Origin of the sequence: Candidatus Chloroploca sp. Khr17 (assembly GCF_004138165.1) — a bacterium.
Classification (GTDB): domain Bacteria; phylum Chloroflexota; class Chloroflexia; order Chloroflexales; family Chloroflexaceae; genus Chloroploca.
Genome location: NZ_RYFF01000011.1, coordinates 110,916 through 125,450 on the forward strand (window position 1 = coordinate 110,916; position 14,535 = coordinate 125,450).

A 14,535-nucleotide genomic window follows, 5' to 3' on the forward strand; every position below is an offset into this window, starting at 1 on the left:
AGCTTACTCTTCACGGATCACCCCTGGCTGATAAAAATGGCCCTCATCATCAAAATAGGTTGCGCCAAGAGTGGCTGCGTCGCCGCGTGCGCGACGTAGCAATTTGGCGGCATAACCAGTGTCGGAAAGGCGGAACTGTGAACCACCTTCAGCAACTGGCAGTTCATCCATAAATTTGTTGCGTGCTCCGGTAAGCATGCAGATCCGTCCAGCCATGTTCTCGACCTGAAAAAAGACATCTTCAAATTCAATCGGGCGCACGTCGGTATACGGTGGCACCGCATAGAGCCGCTTTTCACGCCCTGCCGAGAGCAGCGTGAGATGGGCGGCCTGGTGCAACGCGGGCGTGTCCCAGCGGGGAATGGGGCTGGGACTCATCAAGTAACGCCCGTGGACAAGCACGGGATAGCTGGCACCCTGCATAAACCGTCCGAAGCGCACCAGTTGTTCATAGAGCGTCAGCCACATCTGGGCATAGTCGGCATCGGCGTGCATCTCACGGGCACGTGAACTATCGGGTTGCACCTGGCGCAGAGGTTCTGGATCGGGCACCTGCAAGACGAGCACCTGCCCCTCGCGCAAACGTTCCTCGGGCACGCGATGGCGACTCTGGATCACTGTGGCGTCAAGGGTATCGGTGGTGGTAGCGACACCCGTCATACGGGCAATGAAACGACGCAGGTTAGCCGCGTTGACCGAGTCGTCGGCACCCTGGTCGATCACCTTGAGCGTATCAACCGGGCTCACGATGCTCAGCGTCACCTGGAGGCCACCGGTGCCCCACCCACGGGCAATCGGCAGCTCACGGCTGGCATAGGGCACCTGGAAACCAGGAATGGCAATTGCTTTGAGCATGCGCCGCCGCAATTCACGTTTTGCGAACGCATCCAGGAAACCGTAGCTGAAATCCTGGCGGGGATGGGCAAGCGAGGCAAGACTCATTGCGCGTCTCCTGGCTCTGTGGGGGTATCGGCGGCCGTTGCGCGGGCGTCACGGAGGGCATCGAGGCCACTTTGAAACGTGACATAGTGAGGAAGTTTGTAGTGGATGCAGAAACCGGACGCTTCGACGGGTTCAGTATGATAGAGCACAAACTCTTCGCTATGGGCCGGATGGGGTTGCGGGGCATCCATCTCGAGATCGAGCATCGCCCCGGCGATGCATTTGACCTCATTCCAACCCAGGGTTGCCGTGTAGCCGAGGCGCAATTCGGTGGCCTGCGTATCGACGACCTCGCACTGACTGACCCGCACCCGCCCGATGCTAAAGGCTTCGCCGGTGACGGGATGGCGCAGGCGCACATCGGCATAGGCCAGACGCAACTCGTTGACAGTCGGGTGGGCAAGGCCATAGCCACGCATACTGGCATAGCCAAGGGCCAGCACGCCCCCCGTATCGGCGCGTGCCAGGGCTTGCAGACGATGGGCACGCGGGGCCGGAAAATCGGCTGGCTCGCGGGTCAGATCAGGTAAGGAGGCCGGATCGGTAAGCGGAACTTCAGGCACCGCCGCAAGCAAACCCTCGCTACGCTGCCAGTCAGCAACCGCCAGCGGTGATGGATCGTACGAGGGAGGCACCTCGTCCACCGGGGCATCAGATGACACGGTAGCCGCAGGAGGAGCAGATGCACTGTGAGCCTGATTGTCCTGATCGAGCAGATCAAGCCGCAGCAAGCGATGGCTGTAATCAAGACTCGGCCCGAGGATCTGACCGCCCGGAATATCCTTGAATGAGGCCGAAATGCGGCGCACCGTCAGCAACTCGGTCTGCGTCACCGGCTCGGCATAGGCAAGGCGGGGTTGGGTCGAACGGTAAGCCCGCAAGAGCAACACCGCCTCGTAGAGATCGCCGCCCGTCTGGGCGAGCGCAAGCGCGGCCAATTCAGGCGCATAGAGGGAACCTTCGCCCATCACGCGATCAACAAGATAGGGCAGGCTCGCTTCGATCATCCGCACCGTCGCGAGGCTCAACGGAGCGTTGAGCAACTGATGCAACTGCTCGGATTGAAGGATCGCCGCCTCGCCACCGCGTGCTGCCACATAGGCCATCAGCCCACCTCCACCCTGGTCGTCCGTGGCAGGCCAATGACCTGATCGCCATCCACGAGATAGAGATCCCAGCCGAGCGGATAGGAAGCCACGGTAGCACGGGCACGCCAGAGTTCATCAGGCAAACGAGCAACCGTGATCGTCAGTGGTTGGGCAAGGCCAGGGCCACTGAGGTGCAGCGGTGTTCCTTGCGCAAACCCACACCCGAGCACCAGGGTTGCCCCACGATCCGGCTCGGCGTACGTGCCAAGCGGGGCCGTCACGAGCAGATCAAGCTCGGCGAGGGTGAGTTGAGGATAAAATTGGTAGGGTGCGTCGCCTGGCGGGAGTGAACGGCCGCCGGTTGCGGCGAGGGCAGGTGCGAGATCGTGATGCGGCGTAAAAAAACCGGTTTCGAGATCAAGCAACGTCTCACCGATAGCAACAAAGGCGGCCAGGCCAGCAGCGGGGAGGCGCTGAGGGCGTCCAGGGTAACTGAACGCCCACATCAACGCCGTAAAAGTCGCGTGCTGACGCAATTCGGCGGGAGTCATGCGCGGCATAGACATCAAAACGTCTCCAGATCAACCCTCGTTTGCCCAACCGCGCGCATCAAGGCTTCATCGGTCTCCGCCAGATCAGCAGCCTGGGTGCGGGCAAAATCGGCGATAGCGGGGCCAGCGATCCCGGCGCGATGGGCGGCATCGATCAGCGCGAGGGCGAGCGCCTGCTCAAGATCGCGCCCCAGACAGGCTGCATACCCTTCAACCCCAGCGACACGGACATGAGCCTCGGCCAACAAAATCTCGCCCAGGTAAAACGTGCTCGCCTGGGCCGTTTCACGAAATGGCAACATCGCCAATCCTGTTCGGTTGCGCAACACCTCTACCGGCTCAAGGCGCGGCAGCAGATCCTCCGCAAAGCGCTTGACCGCATCCGCAGGGGCACGGGTCAAGATATCCAATAGCTCGTGTGCTTGCATCAGCATAGCCTACTGCATTGAGATTAAGCCGACGTTAACGAAACGAAAAGATTAGGTAAAAGAAGCCCGGACAGGTTCAACACGCAAAACCGCACCTTGTCAGATAGGCCATCCCACGGGGGATGTGCGCATGATCTTCGAGTTCAAGCAACAGACGTGGCTGATGCGCCAAGGTTTGCAGGGCGGTAAAAAAGGCATACCAGTTGATTGCGCCATCACCAGGGGCCCAATGACGGTCAAGGTGTCCATCGGTATCCTGAAGATGCACATGCGCAAGCAGATCGCCGGCTTCGCGCACCCACTGATCAGGCGTAGGGCCACCGATTTGCTGCATCATACGCACGTGGCCTACATCAATGCTGAGCCGTACGAGAGGGGTATCGAACGAACGCACGAGATCAAGGAGGGGGGCCACACTGCCATCAGCAATCGTCTCGATCACCAGCATGCAATCAAGTGCCTCGGCCTGGGGCAGCAGAGGCTCGATGACCGCCCGAGCCGCCTTGATTGTTCCCTCACGCCGAGCAAACGGGGTAAAGACGTGAGCCGGGGTGCCAAAGCAGAGAAAGGGGCTATGCAGCACCATATGGGTCGCGCCAACCGCCTCGGCAAACGCGAGGCCCTGGCGCAGGCGTTCGATGACCAGTTGACGCACCTTTGCATCGTAGGGGGCCAGATCGAGGCCAAGAAACGGCCCGTGGATGCCCAGGCGCCCGGTATAGCCACGAAGCATCTCGCGAGCATGGCGAGCGGCGGTGCGCCAATCACCATCAAGCACTTCGGGGGCAATCGGATCCTGGATTTCAAGATCACGCGGCCCATCGAGCAACCAATCGCGATAGACTTCAAGGTCTTTGATCTCTAAGGCCGCCCCCATCAGCGGCACCGTTTGCTGGGTCATCATTTACTCCTTTGCAGCAGCGGCAAACCCACGGGCGAGATCGGCCTGAATATCAACCGCATCCTCAATGCCAACCGAGAGGCGCAGCAAACCATCGCCAATACCAAGGGCATGGCGGCGCTCAACCGAGAGTGAGCGATGGGAAGAGCAGGCCGGATAGAGGATCTGACTGGCGACACCGCCGAGCGTCGTGACGGGCAAGATCATCTGGAGGGCATCGAGGAAGCGGAGCACAGCGGCTTCGTTGGCCTGCACCAGATCAAACGCAACCATCCCGCCTGCGCCAGTTGGCAACAGTTGGCGTGTCAGGTGATGCTGGGGATGTGACGGCAAGCCGGGATAGTAGACCTGCGCCACGCCGGGTTGCTCGACGAGCCAGTTGGCAACCTCGACGGCATTACGGCAATGCTCACGCATGCGCAGGGGCAGCGTGCGCAGGCCACGCAACGCAAGATAGGCAGCATGCGGATCGAGCAGGCCGCCAGTCAGGATCGTCAGATTGCGCAACTCGGTGGCATACGACTCGCCGGCCAACACAATGCCACCAAGCACATCATCGTGACCGGCAAGATACTTGGTCAAACTATGCAACACAATATCGGCCCCCAGTTCGAGTGGCCGCAACAGATACGGCGTCGCAAAGGTCGCATCAACAACCAATTGCACATCATGTTCATGACAGAGCCGGGCCGCTGCCGAAACATCACAGAGGCGCAGCAACGGATTCGAGATCGGCTCGAGGATCAGCGCCCGGGGACGATGTTCGGCCAGCGCCGCCGCGAGGGTGGCGCGGTTCGTTGCGTCGACAAAAACCGGACAGACCCCCATGCGACGCATGACCGTATCAACCAGGGCAAACGTCGCACCATACGAGTCCTGGGCCACCAGCAACGTATCACCAGACTGCAAACCGGTGAGCAACAGGGCGAGATGGACGGCAGCCATACCCGAAGCACATGCACGCGCCACCGCGGCCCCTTCCATCTGACAGAGAGCCATTTCGAGCGCAGCATTGGTCGGGTTACCATAACGCGAATACGAAAAGCCTGGCACGTCGCCCCCAAGCATCGCGTGGAGGGTCGCCGCATCAGCGGCATGGTAACTCACCGCCAGGTCAATACCGGGAACAGACGGAATCGAAGGATTGCCTTCATCGGGACGGCCAGCGTGGACAGCGATGGTAAAGAGACTCTCAGACATAACAGGCTCCTGGAGGCTACAACACGGCTGCTGCCCGCAAAACCAAGGCTTGTGCTGGTGGAAACAGCACAAGCGAGCTTCAGAGAAGCGTATCGGATCCGTGGCAGCGATCAATCAAAAAGATGGATATCGAGCTGAACATGCGCACTCTGCGTTGGATCAAGCGAACCGAAGATGACCTCGGCCAGCAACGTAGGGTGAGGTGCCGTAGCAAGCGCAAAGAGATGGGTCGAGCAGGGGCTATCACTGGCACCAAACCCCGGCACAGGCATTGTAACACCAGAAACGGACGCAAGCGCACGACACCAGGCTTGCTCCATCCGCCCGGTGCCACTCAACGTCCAGGCGGCACGGAGGTGTGCTTGTGCCCGGAGATAATCAATATGCCAGTGCAGACGAGGTTTGCGGGGGTTGGCGTGATGCTTGAGGCGCGCCGCCAACCCACCCGAACCAAAGGCACTGCCCACATAGAGGTAAAACCCCGAGGCAAACGCAAACGAACCCAGACGCCCAATCTGAAGGTGAGTGAGCGTCTGGTCAAGTTGGAGTACCAGGATATAGGTACCCTTCATTGGCGAGGGACGAAGCTGTGGAGCATTGCTAGCGATTAGCTGCCACAGGGCGACGATTGACTTTGCCCCGCCCCCGTTGCACAGGCGCTGCCCCACGGGGAGTCGTCACCCAGAGCAGAGCCGTCATAATTGCAGCCGAGGCAATGCACCACATGCAGGTTGCACCGATGACAAAAGGTTCGAGGAAGGTCAGGTAGATCGAAAAGAGCGTCCCGCCGAAGGCCATGAGTGGCATCGCGAGCCTAGCATAGTGGGCGGCCGAACCTGCGCCAAAACGATACACAAGCCACGCAACCAGGAAGAAGGCATACCCAGCAACCCCCAGCACCCCAACCGGAATGCCAAGGAGCGTCGCATAGACACTCTGCTGAACCGCATTGCAATCGCCAACCGGCCCACAGACCGCCTCGGCACCACTCACTTCGACGAACGCAAGATAGGCCGAGACGATGATGCCAGCGACGGCAAGGATTGGCACCGCCAGATTGCGCCACCCGAGCAGTGGGCGATCAAAAGGCGGGCGGGTCGTAATCGCGACCACAAAGACCGACACAGCCATCAACAAAAGCATCAAGAGCGCGATGCTATTGCCCAGCGGATCGCGCTGAAACGGGCTCACCGCCGATGCCGTGGGGGGCACCACCGCAACCTCGCCCGCGTCAGTCGTGACCACCTGGGCCGCAATGACCGGTTCGATCCCCGGAATAGTGGGCCAAGCATTGCCGCCAGCGGCAAGCGCCTGTTCGATCAAACCAGGCAACATCGCCGGGATCTCGCCACTGCCAACCATCACCGTCTCGCCAAAGACCATGGTAGGCACACCGAGGCGATCATCGGGAATATTGAAGGCCGTAATCGCCGCCTGATACAGTGCCTGACCAGCAGGCTGGCTAACGTCAATCTGCACAATCTGGAGCTGTGAACCATAGCGCGCCTGAAGCGGCGGCAAGACCTCGTCCATGACAGTATGGCAATGGGGGCAGGTCGGCGAAAAGAAAAAGACGGCGCGGGCGGCTGGATCAGCCGCCGCAACGCGCCCGGCAAACACGAACATCAGCAAAAGCGTCGCCACCCCAAGGAGCGACCAGCGTGAAACATTTCTCTGTAGCATCAACGTACTCCTTCGTTCGAACCCTCGCGGGAAGGCCGGCACAGAGCGCCAGCATAACAGCAATGCATATCCAGGAACGGCACCCCCATCAATCGTTGCTTCGCTGGCACAACCGCCAGCAAAGCTGACGGTTGTGCCAGCGAAACAATACCCCTATTGTACCCAACCAGAGCAGACAACAAAATTGCATTGCCTGAAAACCGGGTTATCAGCCGACAACCCACACCACACGTATCAAGCCTTCATTGCCAGTTATACGATCATAACCGCGCTCAGAGAAACATCTGATACGATTGTGTATATTGGCACAATCTCTTGATGCCGAGGCTTTGACTTGGCTCGGAGGCAATGATGGACGTCACCATTCTCGCACGTTGGCAGTTCGCTATTACGACGGTCTACCACTTCTTTTTTGTTCCCCTCTCGATTGGCCTGTCGCTCCTTGTCGCCATTATGCAGACGGTCTACTTCCGTAGTGGCAATGAAACCTACAAACGCATGACGAAATTCTGGGGCAAGTTGCTCTTGATCAATTTTGCGATCGGGGTAGCTACCGGAATTGTGCAAGAATTTCAATTTGGCATGAACTGGGCTGAGTATTCACGGTTTGTGGGGGATATCTTTGGGGCTCCGCTGGCGATCGAGGCGTTGATGGCCTTCTTTCTCGAGTCGACCTTCCTCGGTCTCTGGCTCTTTGGCTGGAACAAGCTGCCCAAGGGCGTTCACCTCGCCTGTATCTGGATGGTTGCCATTGGGACAACGATCTCGTCGTTCTGGATCCTGGTGGCGAATTCGTTTATGCATCAGCCAGTTGGCTATGTGATCCGCAATGGCCGTGCCGAGATGGAGAGCTTTGGGGCGCTGATTGCCAATGGGCATGTCTGGGTGCAGTGGCCGCACACGATGATGGCGGCAATCTGCACGGCGGCCTTCTTTGTGCTCGGCATCAGTGCCTATCATCTGCGTCGCCCACTCGGCGAGGCCGGGCACGAGATGTTTCGCCGCTCGTTCCAGATTGGGGCCATCGCTGCCTTTATTGGGGTGATCGGCGTGATCCTGGCTGGACACGCCCAGGCGCAGTATATGATACAGGTGCAGCCGATGAAGATGGCAGCCGCCGAGGCCCTCTGGGAGACCGAGGATCCTGCGCCGATGTCGCTCTTTACTGTGGCAAGCACACCGCAGCAACGCGATCTCTTTGTGATCAAGGTACCTGGCCTGTTGAGTTTCCTGGCCTACAATCGGTTCGAGGGCGCGGTGCCAGGCATCAAGGATCTGCAAGCCGAAGCCGAGGCGACCTATGGGCCTGGCAACTATACACCCAGTGTGTTTCTCGCCTACTGGACCTTCCGGGCCATGGTTGGCGCAGGCTTTGCGATGCTTGGCCTGGCTGTAGTGGCCCTCTACTTTGTCTTGCGCAATCGCATTACGAGTAGTCCAGCTTTTCTCTGGTTGCTGATCCCTGCGATCGGCCTGCCCTACCTGGCAAATGCGACCGGCTGGATCTTTACCGAGATGGGCCGCCAGCCCTGGATCGTCTATGGCGTGATGTTGACTAATGAAGGCGTCTCGGCGACGGTTGGCGTCGGGTATGTCTTGCTGAGTTTGATTGGCTTCACCCTAGTCTATCTGGGCTTGATCGCCGCGACGGTCTTTTTGATGCTGAAATATGCCCGTCAGGTACCCGGCGAAGAGCCTCAGTCTAGCAAACAACCTTCGCTGCGCCCTGCTCCGGCTGGCGACTGAAAGGATACCCTGCAATGGATCTCAATATCCTCTGGTTTATACTCGTCGCCGTGCTCTTTATCGGTTTCTTCGTGCTCGAAGGCTTTGATTATGGGGTGGGCATGCTCTTGCCAATTATGGGCAAGACCGATACCGAACGGCGGGTGATTATCAATACGGTCGGCCCGGTCTGGGATGGCAATGAGGTCTGGGTGCTCACGGCCGGCGGCGCAATCTTTGCGGCCTTTCCACACTGGTATGCGACGCTCTTTAGTGGCTTCTATCTTGCGCTCTTTTTGATGCTGGTCGCGTTGATCATCCGAGCCGTCGCCTTTGAGTACCGCAGCAAGGCCGAAGATCCAAAATGGCGCGCCTGGTGGGATCGGGGCATTGTCTTTGGCAGTCTGATCCCCGCGATCCTTTGGGGGGTCGCGCTCGGCAATATGCTGCGCGGGGTGCCTATTGATGCCGATATGCACTACGTCGGCACCTTCTTTGACCTGCTGAACCCGTATGCGATCATCGGCGGGTTGACGTCGCTCTCGATGTTTCTCCTGCACGGGGCGATCTTCTTGAACCTGAAGACAAGCGGTGAACTGAGCGAGCGTGCCCTCCACCTGACCCGGCGCATTGGCCCGGTGACAACGGTGATGGTCGCGATCTTCATTGTGTCAACGTATCTGATGACCGATTCGTTCAGCCGCCTCGGCGTCAATCCTGGCCCGGTTCCCATCGCCTCGCTTGGCGCACTCTTTGCCGCCGCCTATTTTGTGCATATTGGGCGCCTTGGCTGGGCCTTTTTGATGACCAGTGTCAATATTGGCCTCTCGGTCATCACGATTTTTATGGCGCTCTTCCCCCGCGTGATGGTCTCAAGCCTCGATCCCGCCTGGAGTCTGACGATCTACAATGCGTCGTCAAGCCCAAAAACTCTGACGATTATGAGCATCGTCGCCCTCATCTTTATTCCGATCGTACTGGCGTATCAGACCTGGACCTACTGGGTCTTTCGGCACCGTATAAGCATTGAGAGTGAGTTGACGTATTAGCATCGCAGGGGCGGGACTGTCGTCCCGCCCCTGCGATGCTTGGGAATATGGCCCGGTTTGGGAATATGACCCGGTCAAGACGATCAAACCTGATGACAACGCAGCGCCCCTGGTTATGGGTGACCATTGCGCTGGGGGCGTTGACGGCGGTGGTGGCCGTTGGTCAGGCGTTGCTCTTGAGCCGGGGGATTGCGCAGGTCTTTCTGGGTGGGGCCGATCTGGCCGATGTGCAGGCGCTGCTGCTTGGCCTGGTCGCCCTGGCACTGCTGCGCGCAGCGCTGAGTTGGGCCGGCGAGATGACGGGGCAACGGCTCGCTAGTCTCGTCAAGCAGGCGCTCCGTGAGCGGGTGCTGGCGCATCTCATTGCCCTCGGGCCGACGTTTGTCCGTGGCGAGCGCAGTGGCGAACTGGCCAATACAACGCTCGGGGGCGTTGAGGCACTTGATGAGTATCTAAGTCAGTATTTGCCCCAGGTGACGCTGGCAGCGCTGATGCCGTTGATCGTGCTGGTCTTTGTGCTACCGCTCGATCCCCTCTCCGGGCTGGTCTTGATCCTGACAGCCCCGCTTATTCCGCTCTTTCTCTGGTTGATTGGCTCGCTCGCCAAAGAACTGACGGCACGCCAATGGGCCGATATGAGCCGGATGAGTGCCCATTTTCTCGATACGCTCCAGGGCTTGACGACGCTCAAGCTCTTTGGACGCAGCCGCGAGCGCCTGCAAGAGGTGGCGGCGATCAGTGCGCAGTTTGGCGATGTGACGATGCAGGTGCTGCGCATTGCGTTTCTTTCGGCCTTTGCCCTCGAATTGATTGCGAGCCTCAGTACGGCGATCATTGCGGTCGAGATCGGGTTGCGGTTGCTCTATGGGCGCATGGCCTTCGAGCCAGCCCTGACGATCCTGATCCTCGCCCCAGAATTCTACCTGCCGCTGCGGTTGCTCGGCCAGCGCCACCACGCTGGCATGGCGGGCAAAGAGGCGCTCGGGCGGATCGAGGCGATCCTGGCAACCCCGGTGCTGCTTCCACCCGTGCGCACGTCCCGCGCTGTGCCTTGCGTAGGGCTGTTGCAACGTCCACCTGACCGGAGCCCCGTCGGGCTGAAGCCCTCGGCTAGGGGGCGCGAAGGCCGCCTGCACGGCCTCATGCCCGGAGATCTGACGTTGCAACAGCCCTACCCTTGCGGCGGTGACCTTGAGCTGAACGGGATCTCGTTCGCCTACGACAATGGCGCACGTCCGGTCTTGCACCAGTTTGACCTGCGCCTTCCGGCGGGGCAGACGGTTGCACTGGTTGGACCAAGTGGGGCCGGTAAGAGCAGTGTGGCGGCGCTGTTGATGGGCTTTGTGCAGCCCGATGCAGGCAGCATTTTGGTTGGCGGCGTATCGCTGACCGAGCTAGATCTGGTGGCGTGGCGACAGCAGGTGGCCTGGGTCAGCCAGCATCCGGCGCTCTTTTATGGCAGTGTCGCCGAGAATCTGCGCCTGGCCCGCCCCGACGCTTCCGATGAGGCGCTGGAAGTGGCCGCACGCGCTGCCAAGGCGCACGCTTTCATCGCGGCGCTGCCGCAAGGGTACGCCACTCCCATCGGCGAAGGCGGTACACGGCTTTCGGGCGGGCAACGCCAGCGGCTCGCGCTCGCCCGCGCTCTGCTCAAAGATGCGCCTTTTGTGATCCTTGATGAGCCGACCTCGCACCTCGACCCGGTCAGCGAGTTGGAAGTGCGTACAGCGTTGCGTGAGTTGCTGCGAGGTCGAACAGCCCTGATCATCACGCATAGCGCGACGCTCATAGAAGAGGTCGATCACGTGGTCTACCTTGAACCGCTACTCGGCAGCAACGAGGCGATGACAGCACAAGACCGGGCATCACCCACGCTCGGGGAGGCTGCGCGATGAGCACGCCACGCCTGTTCTTACGCCTGCTCGTGCTGATCGCGCCGTATCGAGGCTGGTTCGCGCTTGCGGTCTTGCTCGGCTTTGCGACGGTGGGCAGCAGCATCGGCCTGATTGCAACGTCATCCTACCTGATCGCCAGTGCCGCCCTGATGCCCTCGATTGCCGTCTTGAGTCTGCCGATCGTCGGTGTCCGCTTCTTTGGCATTGCGCGGGCGCTCTTGCGGTATACCGAGCGTTATACGGCGCATACGGCTACCTTCCGGCTGCTCGCAGGGATGCGAGGCTGGTTTTATGAGGCGGTCGAACCGCTGGCCCCTGCCGGTCTAGTTGACCAGCGCGGGGGCGACCTGCTCGCACGAGCCGTCGGTGATGTGGAAACGCTCGAACAATTCTACCTGCGCGTGCTCGCGCCACCCCTCGTCGCGCTGCTCGCCGGCCTGCTCGCCTGCGGACTGATGCTCGCCTTTGACCTGCGGCTGGCGCTCGCCCTGTTGTTGCTGCTTGCCCTGGCAGGCCTCGCCGTGCCGCTGCTCGTCCGCGCTCTGAGTCGGCGCCCTGCCGGGGCAAGCATCGCCTACCGCGCCAAGCTCTCGACCAACCTGGTCGAAGGCTTGCAGGCGCTTGACGACCTGCTGGCGCTCGGGCGCGAGGATCTGCTCTTGGCACGGGTGCGCGAAGATAGCCACCGCCTGACGCAGGCCCAAGAACGTCTGGCGGCGGTGCGCGGCCTCGGCAACGGTCTCGTGCTTTTGCTGAGCCACCTCGCTGCGGTTGCTATGCTCCTCATCGCCATCCCCTTAGTGCACAACGGCGAGCTCGACGGGGTCTACCTGGCCTTGCTTGCGCTGACCGCCCTGGCCTCATTTGAAGCCGTGACCCCACTCGCGGTCGCGTTGCAGAGCCTCGAAACGAGTCTGGCGGCGGCACGCCGGATCTTTGCCCTCACCGACACCCCAGCGCAGATCAGCCACGAACCGGTCACTTCACCAGAACCGCAAGATAACAGTCTCGAACTGCGCAACGTCAGCTTCAGCTATCCCGGCCAGTCCCAGAACGTCCTGGAGAACCTGAGTTTGCGCATCGAGCCGGGGCAGCAACTGGCCCTAATCGGCCCAAGCGGGGTAGGCAAAAGCACCCTGGTGCAGTTGATTTTGCGCTTCTGGGAAGGATGGAGCGGCGAGATCCTACTTGGCGGTGTTCCGCTCCAGGCGTATCGCGCCGAAGACGTACGGCAGATGATCGGCGTGGTTGCCCAGCACACACACCTCTTCAACGGCACCATCGCCGACAACCTGCGCATCGCCCGCCCAATGGCAAGCCAGGCCGAACTGGACGAAGCGTGTCGGCGCGCCCACCTGAGCGACCTGATCAACCGGCTACCAAACGGCTACGACACCTGGATCGGCGAACAGGGCATGAAACTCAGCGGCGGCGAACGTCAGCGACTCGCCATCGCCCGCGCCCTGCTGAAAGACGCCCCGATTCTCATCCTGGACGAACCAACGGCTCATCTCGACCAGGCCACCGCCAGCGACGTCGTCGCCGCACTCGAAGAACTACGCCAGGGGCGCACCACGCTCACAATCACCCACCGCCACGAACACCTTGCCAGCGTTGAGCGGATTGTGGAGCTATATCAAGCCCGCTGCGGAAACGATGCGGATCATCCCACGACGAAAGGCGCCGAGTCATAAGCGAACCGCATCTATAGCTGCCAGCCGCTAATCCGGCTGCACCGCCGTATCCGCTATGCCCTGTGATACAATAACGATGTCTGTGAATGCTGCGCATGGAAGGAGCGACTGACGTCATGCGGGTCTATCTTGACAATTGTAGCCTCCAGCGGCCACTTGACGATAAATCCCAGGTGCGGATTGCCTTGGAAGCGGAGGCGATGCTTGGGATTATGGCGTTACATCAACAAGGAGTACTCGAAATCGTCCATTCAGATGCGTTACGCTTTGAAATAGATCGGACACCAGACCTGCAACGGAAAGTATTCGCCGCAGAACTTCTGAAGGACGCAGCGGCGTATGTTGCCTTTTCTCCGCAGATTGTGGCACGAGCGAAGGAACTTGAGCAAGAAGGAATTAAGCCGTTAGACGCGTTGCATGTCGCTTGTGCTGAACACGGAAATGTGTACTGTTTTTGTACCTGTGATGACCGACTCATGAAGCGCTTGAAGGTGATTGCATCAATAACCATAGCGATCGTAACGCCGTTGGAGTTGATTCAGGAGGTGCTCCCGTGAGCAGCATACAACCGTTACCGCTGGCTGAGTTGAATACGTGGGCACTACGCGTGCTTATTCAAGAAATGGGTGTGGTAAACACGGCGCGTTTCATTCATCAATATACGCACGGCTTTGGGGACTATACCCAAGAGCGAGAACAGCTTTTCACCGATCTTACCATTGATGATATTGTTGCCGCCGTAGAGCGCGACACGAAGAGTGGCGACGATAAAAAAGAATGAAAACTGATCGATATGGTAACCAGAGTAGTGTATGCATAAAAGATACTATATTTAGAAGCTTTCTTGGCGCTGATCTGTCTGTACTGTGAAATGCTACGGCCCAACAGCGCCTTACACACAGACGCCGCTGGCGCGGCCCTGAGCTGGACGCGACTTTTGAAGGCGGTACTATCATATCAGCCGGAACTGGAACTGGTGGGGCAAGCCTGGAACTCATCAAGCGTAGCCTAAACGAGACGAAGGATTACCTCGGTATCAACCCTGACATCCCATGGACTGGAAAACTATATCAGATCGCCAATCGGCTCGCTCATCTCTACTTGGTTCGCAAATTGAACCAACGAGATGCGTACCTGGTTTTTCTGTATTTTACGGGTGACTCAGATGTTGATGGTCCTCAAACCATAGATGAGTGGAAAGCTGCCCTGACGGTTGCAAAGGGCGTACTTGGATTGCCGAAGCGTCATCGTTTGGCTAGGTATGTTGCAGATGTGTTCATTGACGTCTCTGAACTAACATGACATGACGCGGCCCAACCTGTACCTGAAACGAACTGCTTCCTGTTCACGCCTTTTGTCGCTGGCAAAAGGCGTGAACA

14 protein-coding genes are annotated in these 14,535 nt (G+C 59.5%); 6 read left to right on the top strand and 8 right to left on the bottom strand.

Annotated features, from left to right (window positions below; all coding sequences use genetic code 11):
* Nucleotides 1-3: 3 nt before the first annotated feature.
* The 8 genes from EKD05_RS09135 to EKD05_RS09170 form a co-directional block, all read right to left on the bottom strand.
* The gene (locus tag EKD05_RS09135) at nucleotides 4-942 is read right to left on the bottom strand and encodes an alpha-D-ribose 1-methylphosphonate 5-phosphate C-P-lyase PhnJ (protein WP_129672120.1); all 939 of its coding nucleotides are present in this window, start codon (nucleotides 940-942) and stop codon (nucleotides 4-6) included.
* Nucleotides 939-2,048, bottom strand: coding sequence for a carbon-phosphorus lyase complex subunit PhnI (locus EKD05_RS09140; protein WP_129672121.1), 1,110 nt, complete (start codon nucleotides 2,046-2,048; stop codon nucleotides 939-941). The genes EKD05_RS09135 and EKD05_RS09140 overlap by 4 nt, the downstream gene beginning before the upstream one ends.
* Entirely contained in the window at nucleotides 2,048-2,596 is a 549-nt protein-coding gene (gene phnH, locus EKD05_RS09145; RefSeq protein WP_129672122.1) for a phosphonate C-P lyase system protein PhnH, read from the bottom strand. Before phnH ends, EKD05_RS09140 begins: the two co-directional genes overlap by 1 nt.
* A complete protein-coding gene (locus EKD05_RS09150; RefSeq protein ID WP_129672123.1) occupies nucleotides 2,596-3,015 on the bottom strand; it encodes a phosphonate C-P lyase system protein PhnG in 420 nt (139 codons plus the stop codon). The genes phnH and EKD05_RS09150 overlap by 1 nt, the downstream gene beginning before the upstream one ends.
* 70 nt (nucleotides 3,016-3,085) lie before the next feature.
* A complete protein-coding gene (locus EKD05_RS09155) occupies nucleotides 3,086-3,913 on the bottom strand; it encodes a sugar phosphate isomerase/epimerase (protein WP_205703902.1) in 828 nt (275 codons plus the stop codon).
* Nucleotides 3,914-5,110: a PLP-dependent aspartate aminotransferase family protein gene (locus EKD05_RS09160; protein ID WP_129672124.1), complete on the bottom strand. Its 1,197-nt coding sequence runs from the start codon at nucleotides 5,108-5,110 to the stop codon at nucleotides 3,914-3,916.
* Between the two features lie 110 nt (nucleotides 5,111-5,220).
* A complete protein-coding gene (locus tag EKD05_RS09165; protein ID WP_129672125.1) occupies nucleotides 5,221-5,682 on the bottom strand; it encodes a DUF123 domain-containing protein in 462 nt (153 codons plus the stop codon).
* A 28-nt stretch (nucleotides 5,683-5,710) separates the two neighbouring features.
* Nucleotides 5,711-6,793, bottom strand: coding sequence for a vitamin K epoxide reductase family protein (locus EKD05_RS09170; RefSeq protein ID WP_129672126.1), 1,083 nt, complete (start codon nucleotides 6,791-6,793; stop codon nucleotides 5,711-5,713).
* A gap of 351 nt (nucleotides 6,794-7,144) precedes the next feature.
* Here EKD05_RS09170 and EKD05_RS09175 point away from each other — a divergent pair, with 351 nt between their 5' ends.
* The 6 genes from EKD05_RS09175 to EKD05_RS09200 all read left to right on the top strand — a co-directional run bounded on the left by EKD05_RS09175 (nucleotide 7,145) and on the right by EKD05_RS09200 (nucleotide 13,937).
* Nucleotides 7,145-8,539 carry a cytochrome ubiquinol oxidase subunit I gene (locus EKD05_RS09175; RefSeq protein ID WP_129672166.1) on the top strand — a complete coding sequence of 465 codons (1,395 nt, stop codon included), beginning with the start codon at nucleotides 7,145-7,147 and terminating at the stop codon, nucleotides 8,537-8,539.
* Between the two features lie 14 nt (nucleotides 8,540-8,553).
* Complete coding sequence (gene cydB / locus EKD05_RS09180) at nucleotides 8,554-9,567, top strand: cytochrome d ubiquinol oxidase subunit II (protein ID WP_129672127.1); 1,014 nt, start codon at nucleotides 8,554-8,556, stop codon at nucleotides 9,565-9,567.
* 92 nt (nucleotides 9,568-9,659) lie between these two features.
* Nucleotides 9,660-11,462, top strand: coding sequence for a thiol reductant ABC exporter subunit CydD (gene cydD, locus EKD05_RS09185; RefSeq protein ID WP_205703903.1), 1,803 nt, complete (start codon nucleotides 9,660-9,662; stop codon nucleotides 11,460-11,462).
* Nucleotides 11,459-13,156, top strand: coding sequence for a thiol reductant ABC exporter subunit CydC (gene cydC, locus EKD05_RS09190; RefSeq protein WP_129672129.1), 1,698 nt, complete (start codon nucleotides 11,459-11,461; stop codon nucleotides 13,154-13,156). The genes cydD and cydC overlap by 4 nt, the downstream gene beginning before the upstream one ends.
* Nucleotides 13,157-13,272: 116 nt before the next feature.
* Nucleotides 13,273-13,713 (top strand): PIN domain-containing protein, encoded by a 441-nt coding sequence (locus EKD05_RS09195; RefSeq protein ID WP_129672130.1) that lies wholly within the window; start codon nucleotides 13,273-13,275, stop codon nucleotides 13,711-13,713.
* Nucleotides 13,710-13,937 carry a hypothetical protein gene (locus tag EKD05_RS09200; protein WP_129672131.1) on the top strand — a complete coding sequence of 76 codons (228 nt, stop codon included), beginning with the start codon at nucleotides 13,710-13,712 and terminating at the stop codon, nucleotides 13,935-13,937. Before EKD05_RS09195 ends, EKD05_RS09200 begins: the two co-directional genes overlap by 4 nt.
* Nucleotides 13,938-14,535: the final 598 nt, after the last annotated feature.

Coding starts and splice junctions, on each gene's coding strand:
- EKD05_RS09135 (WP_129672120.1), bottom strand. CDS start 942: ATGAGTCTTGCCTCGCTTGCCCATCCCCGCCAGGATTTCAGCTACGGT.
- EKD05_RS09140 (WP_129672121.1), bottom strand. CDS start 2,048: ATGGCCTATGTGGCAGCACGCGGTGGCGAGGCGGCGATCCTTCAATCC.
- phnH (WP_129672122.1), bottom strand. CDS start 2,596: ATGTCTATGCCGCGCATGACTCCCGCCGAATTGCGTCAGCACGCGACT.
- EKD05_RS09150 (WP_129672123.1), bottom strand. CDS start 3,015: ATGCTGATGCAAGCACACGAGCTATTGGATATCTTGACCCGTGCCCCT.
- EKD05_RS09155 (WP_205703902.1), bottom strand. CDS start 3,913: ATGATGACCCAGCAAACGGTGCCGCTGATGGGGGCGGCCTTAGAGATC.
- EKD05_RS09160 (WP_129672124.1), bottom strand. CDS start 5,110: ATGTCTGAGAGTCTCTTTACCATCGCTGTCCACGCTGGCCGTCCCGAT.
- EKD05_RS09165 (WP_129672125.1), bottom strand. CDS start 5,682: ATGAAGGGTACCTATATCCTGGTACTCCAACTTGACCAGACGCTCACT.
- EKD05_RS09170 (WP_129672126.1), bottom strand. CDS start 6,793: ATGCTACAGAGAAATGTTTCACGCTGGTCGCTCCTTGGGGTGGCGACG.
- EKD05_RS09175 (WP_129672166.1), top strand. CDS start 7,145: ATGGACGTCACCATTCTCGCACGTTGGCAGTTCGCTATTACGACGGTC.
- cydB (WP_129672127.1), top strand. CDS start 8,554: ATGGATCTCAATATCCTCTGGTTTATACTCGTCGCCGTGCTCTTTATC.
- cydD (WP_205703903.1), top strand. CDS start 9,660: ATGACAACGCAGCGCCCCTGGTTATGGGTGACCATTGCGCTGGGGGCG.
- cydC (WP_129672129.1), top strand. CDS start 11,459: ATGAGCACGCCACGCCTGTTCTTACGCCTGCTCGTGCTGATCGCGCCG.
- EKD05_RS09195 (WP_129672130.1), top strand. CDS start 13,273: ATGCGGGTCTATCTTGACAATTGTAGCCTCCAGCGGCCACTTGACGAT.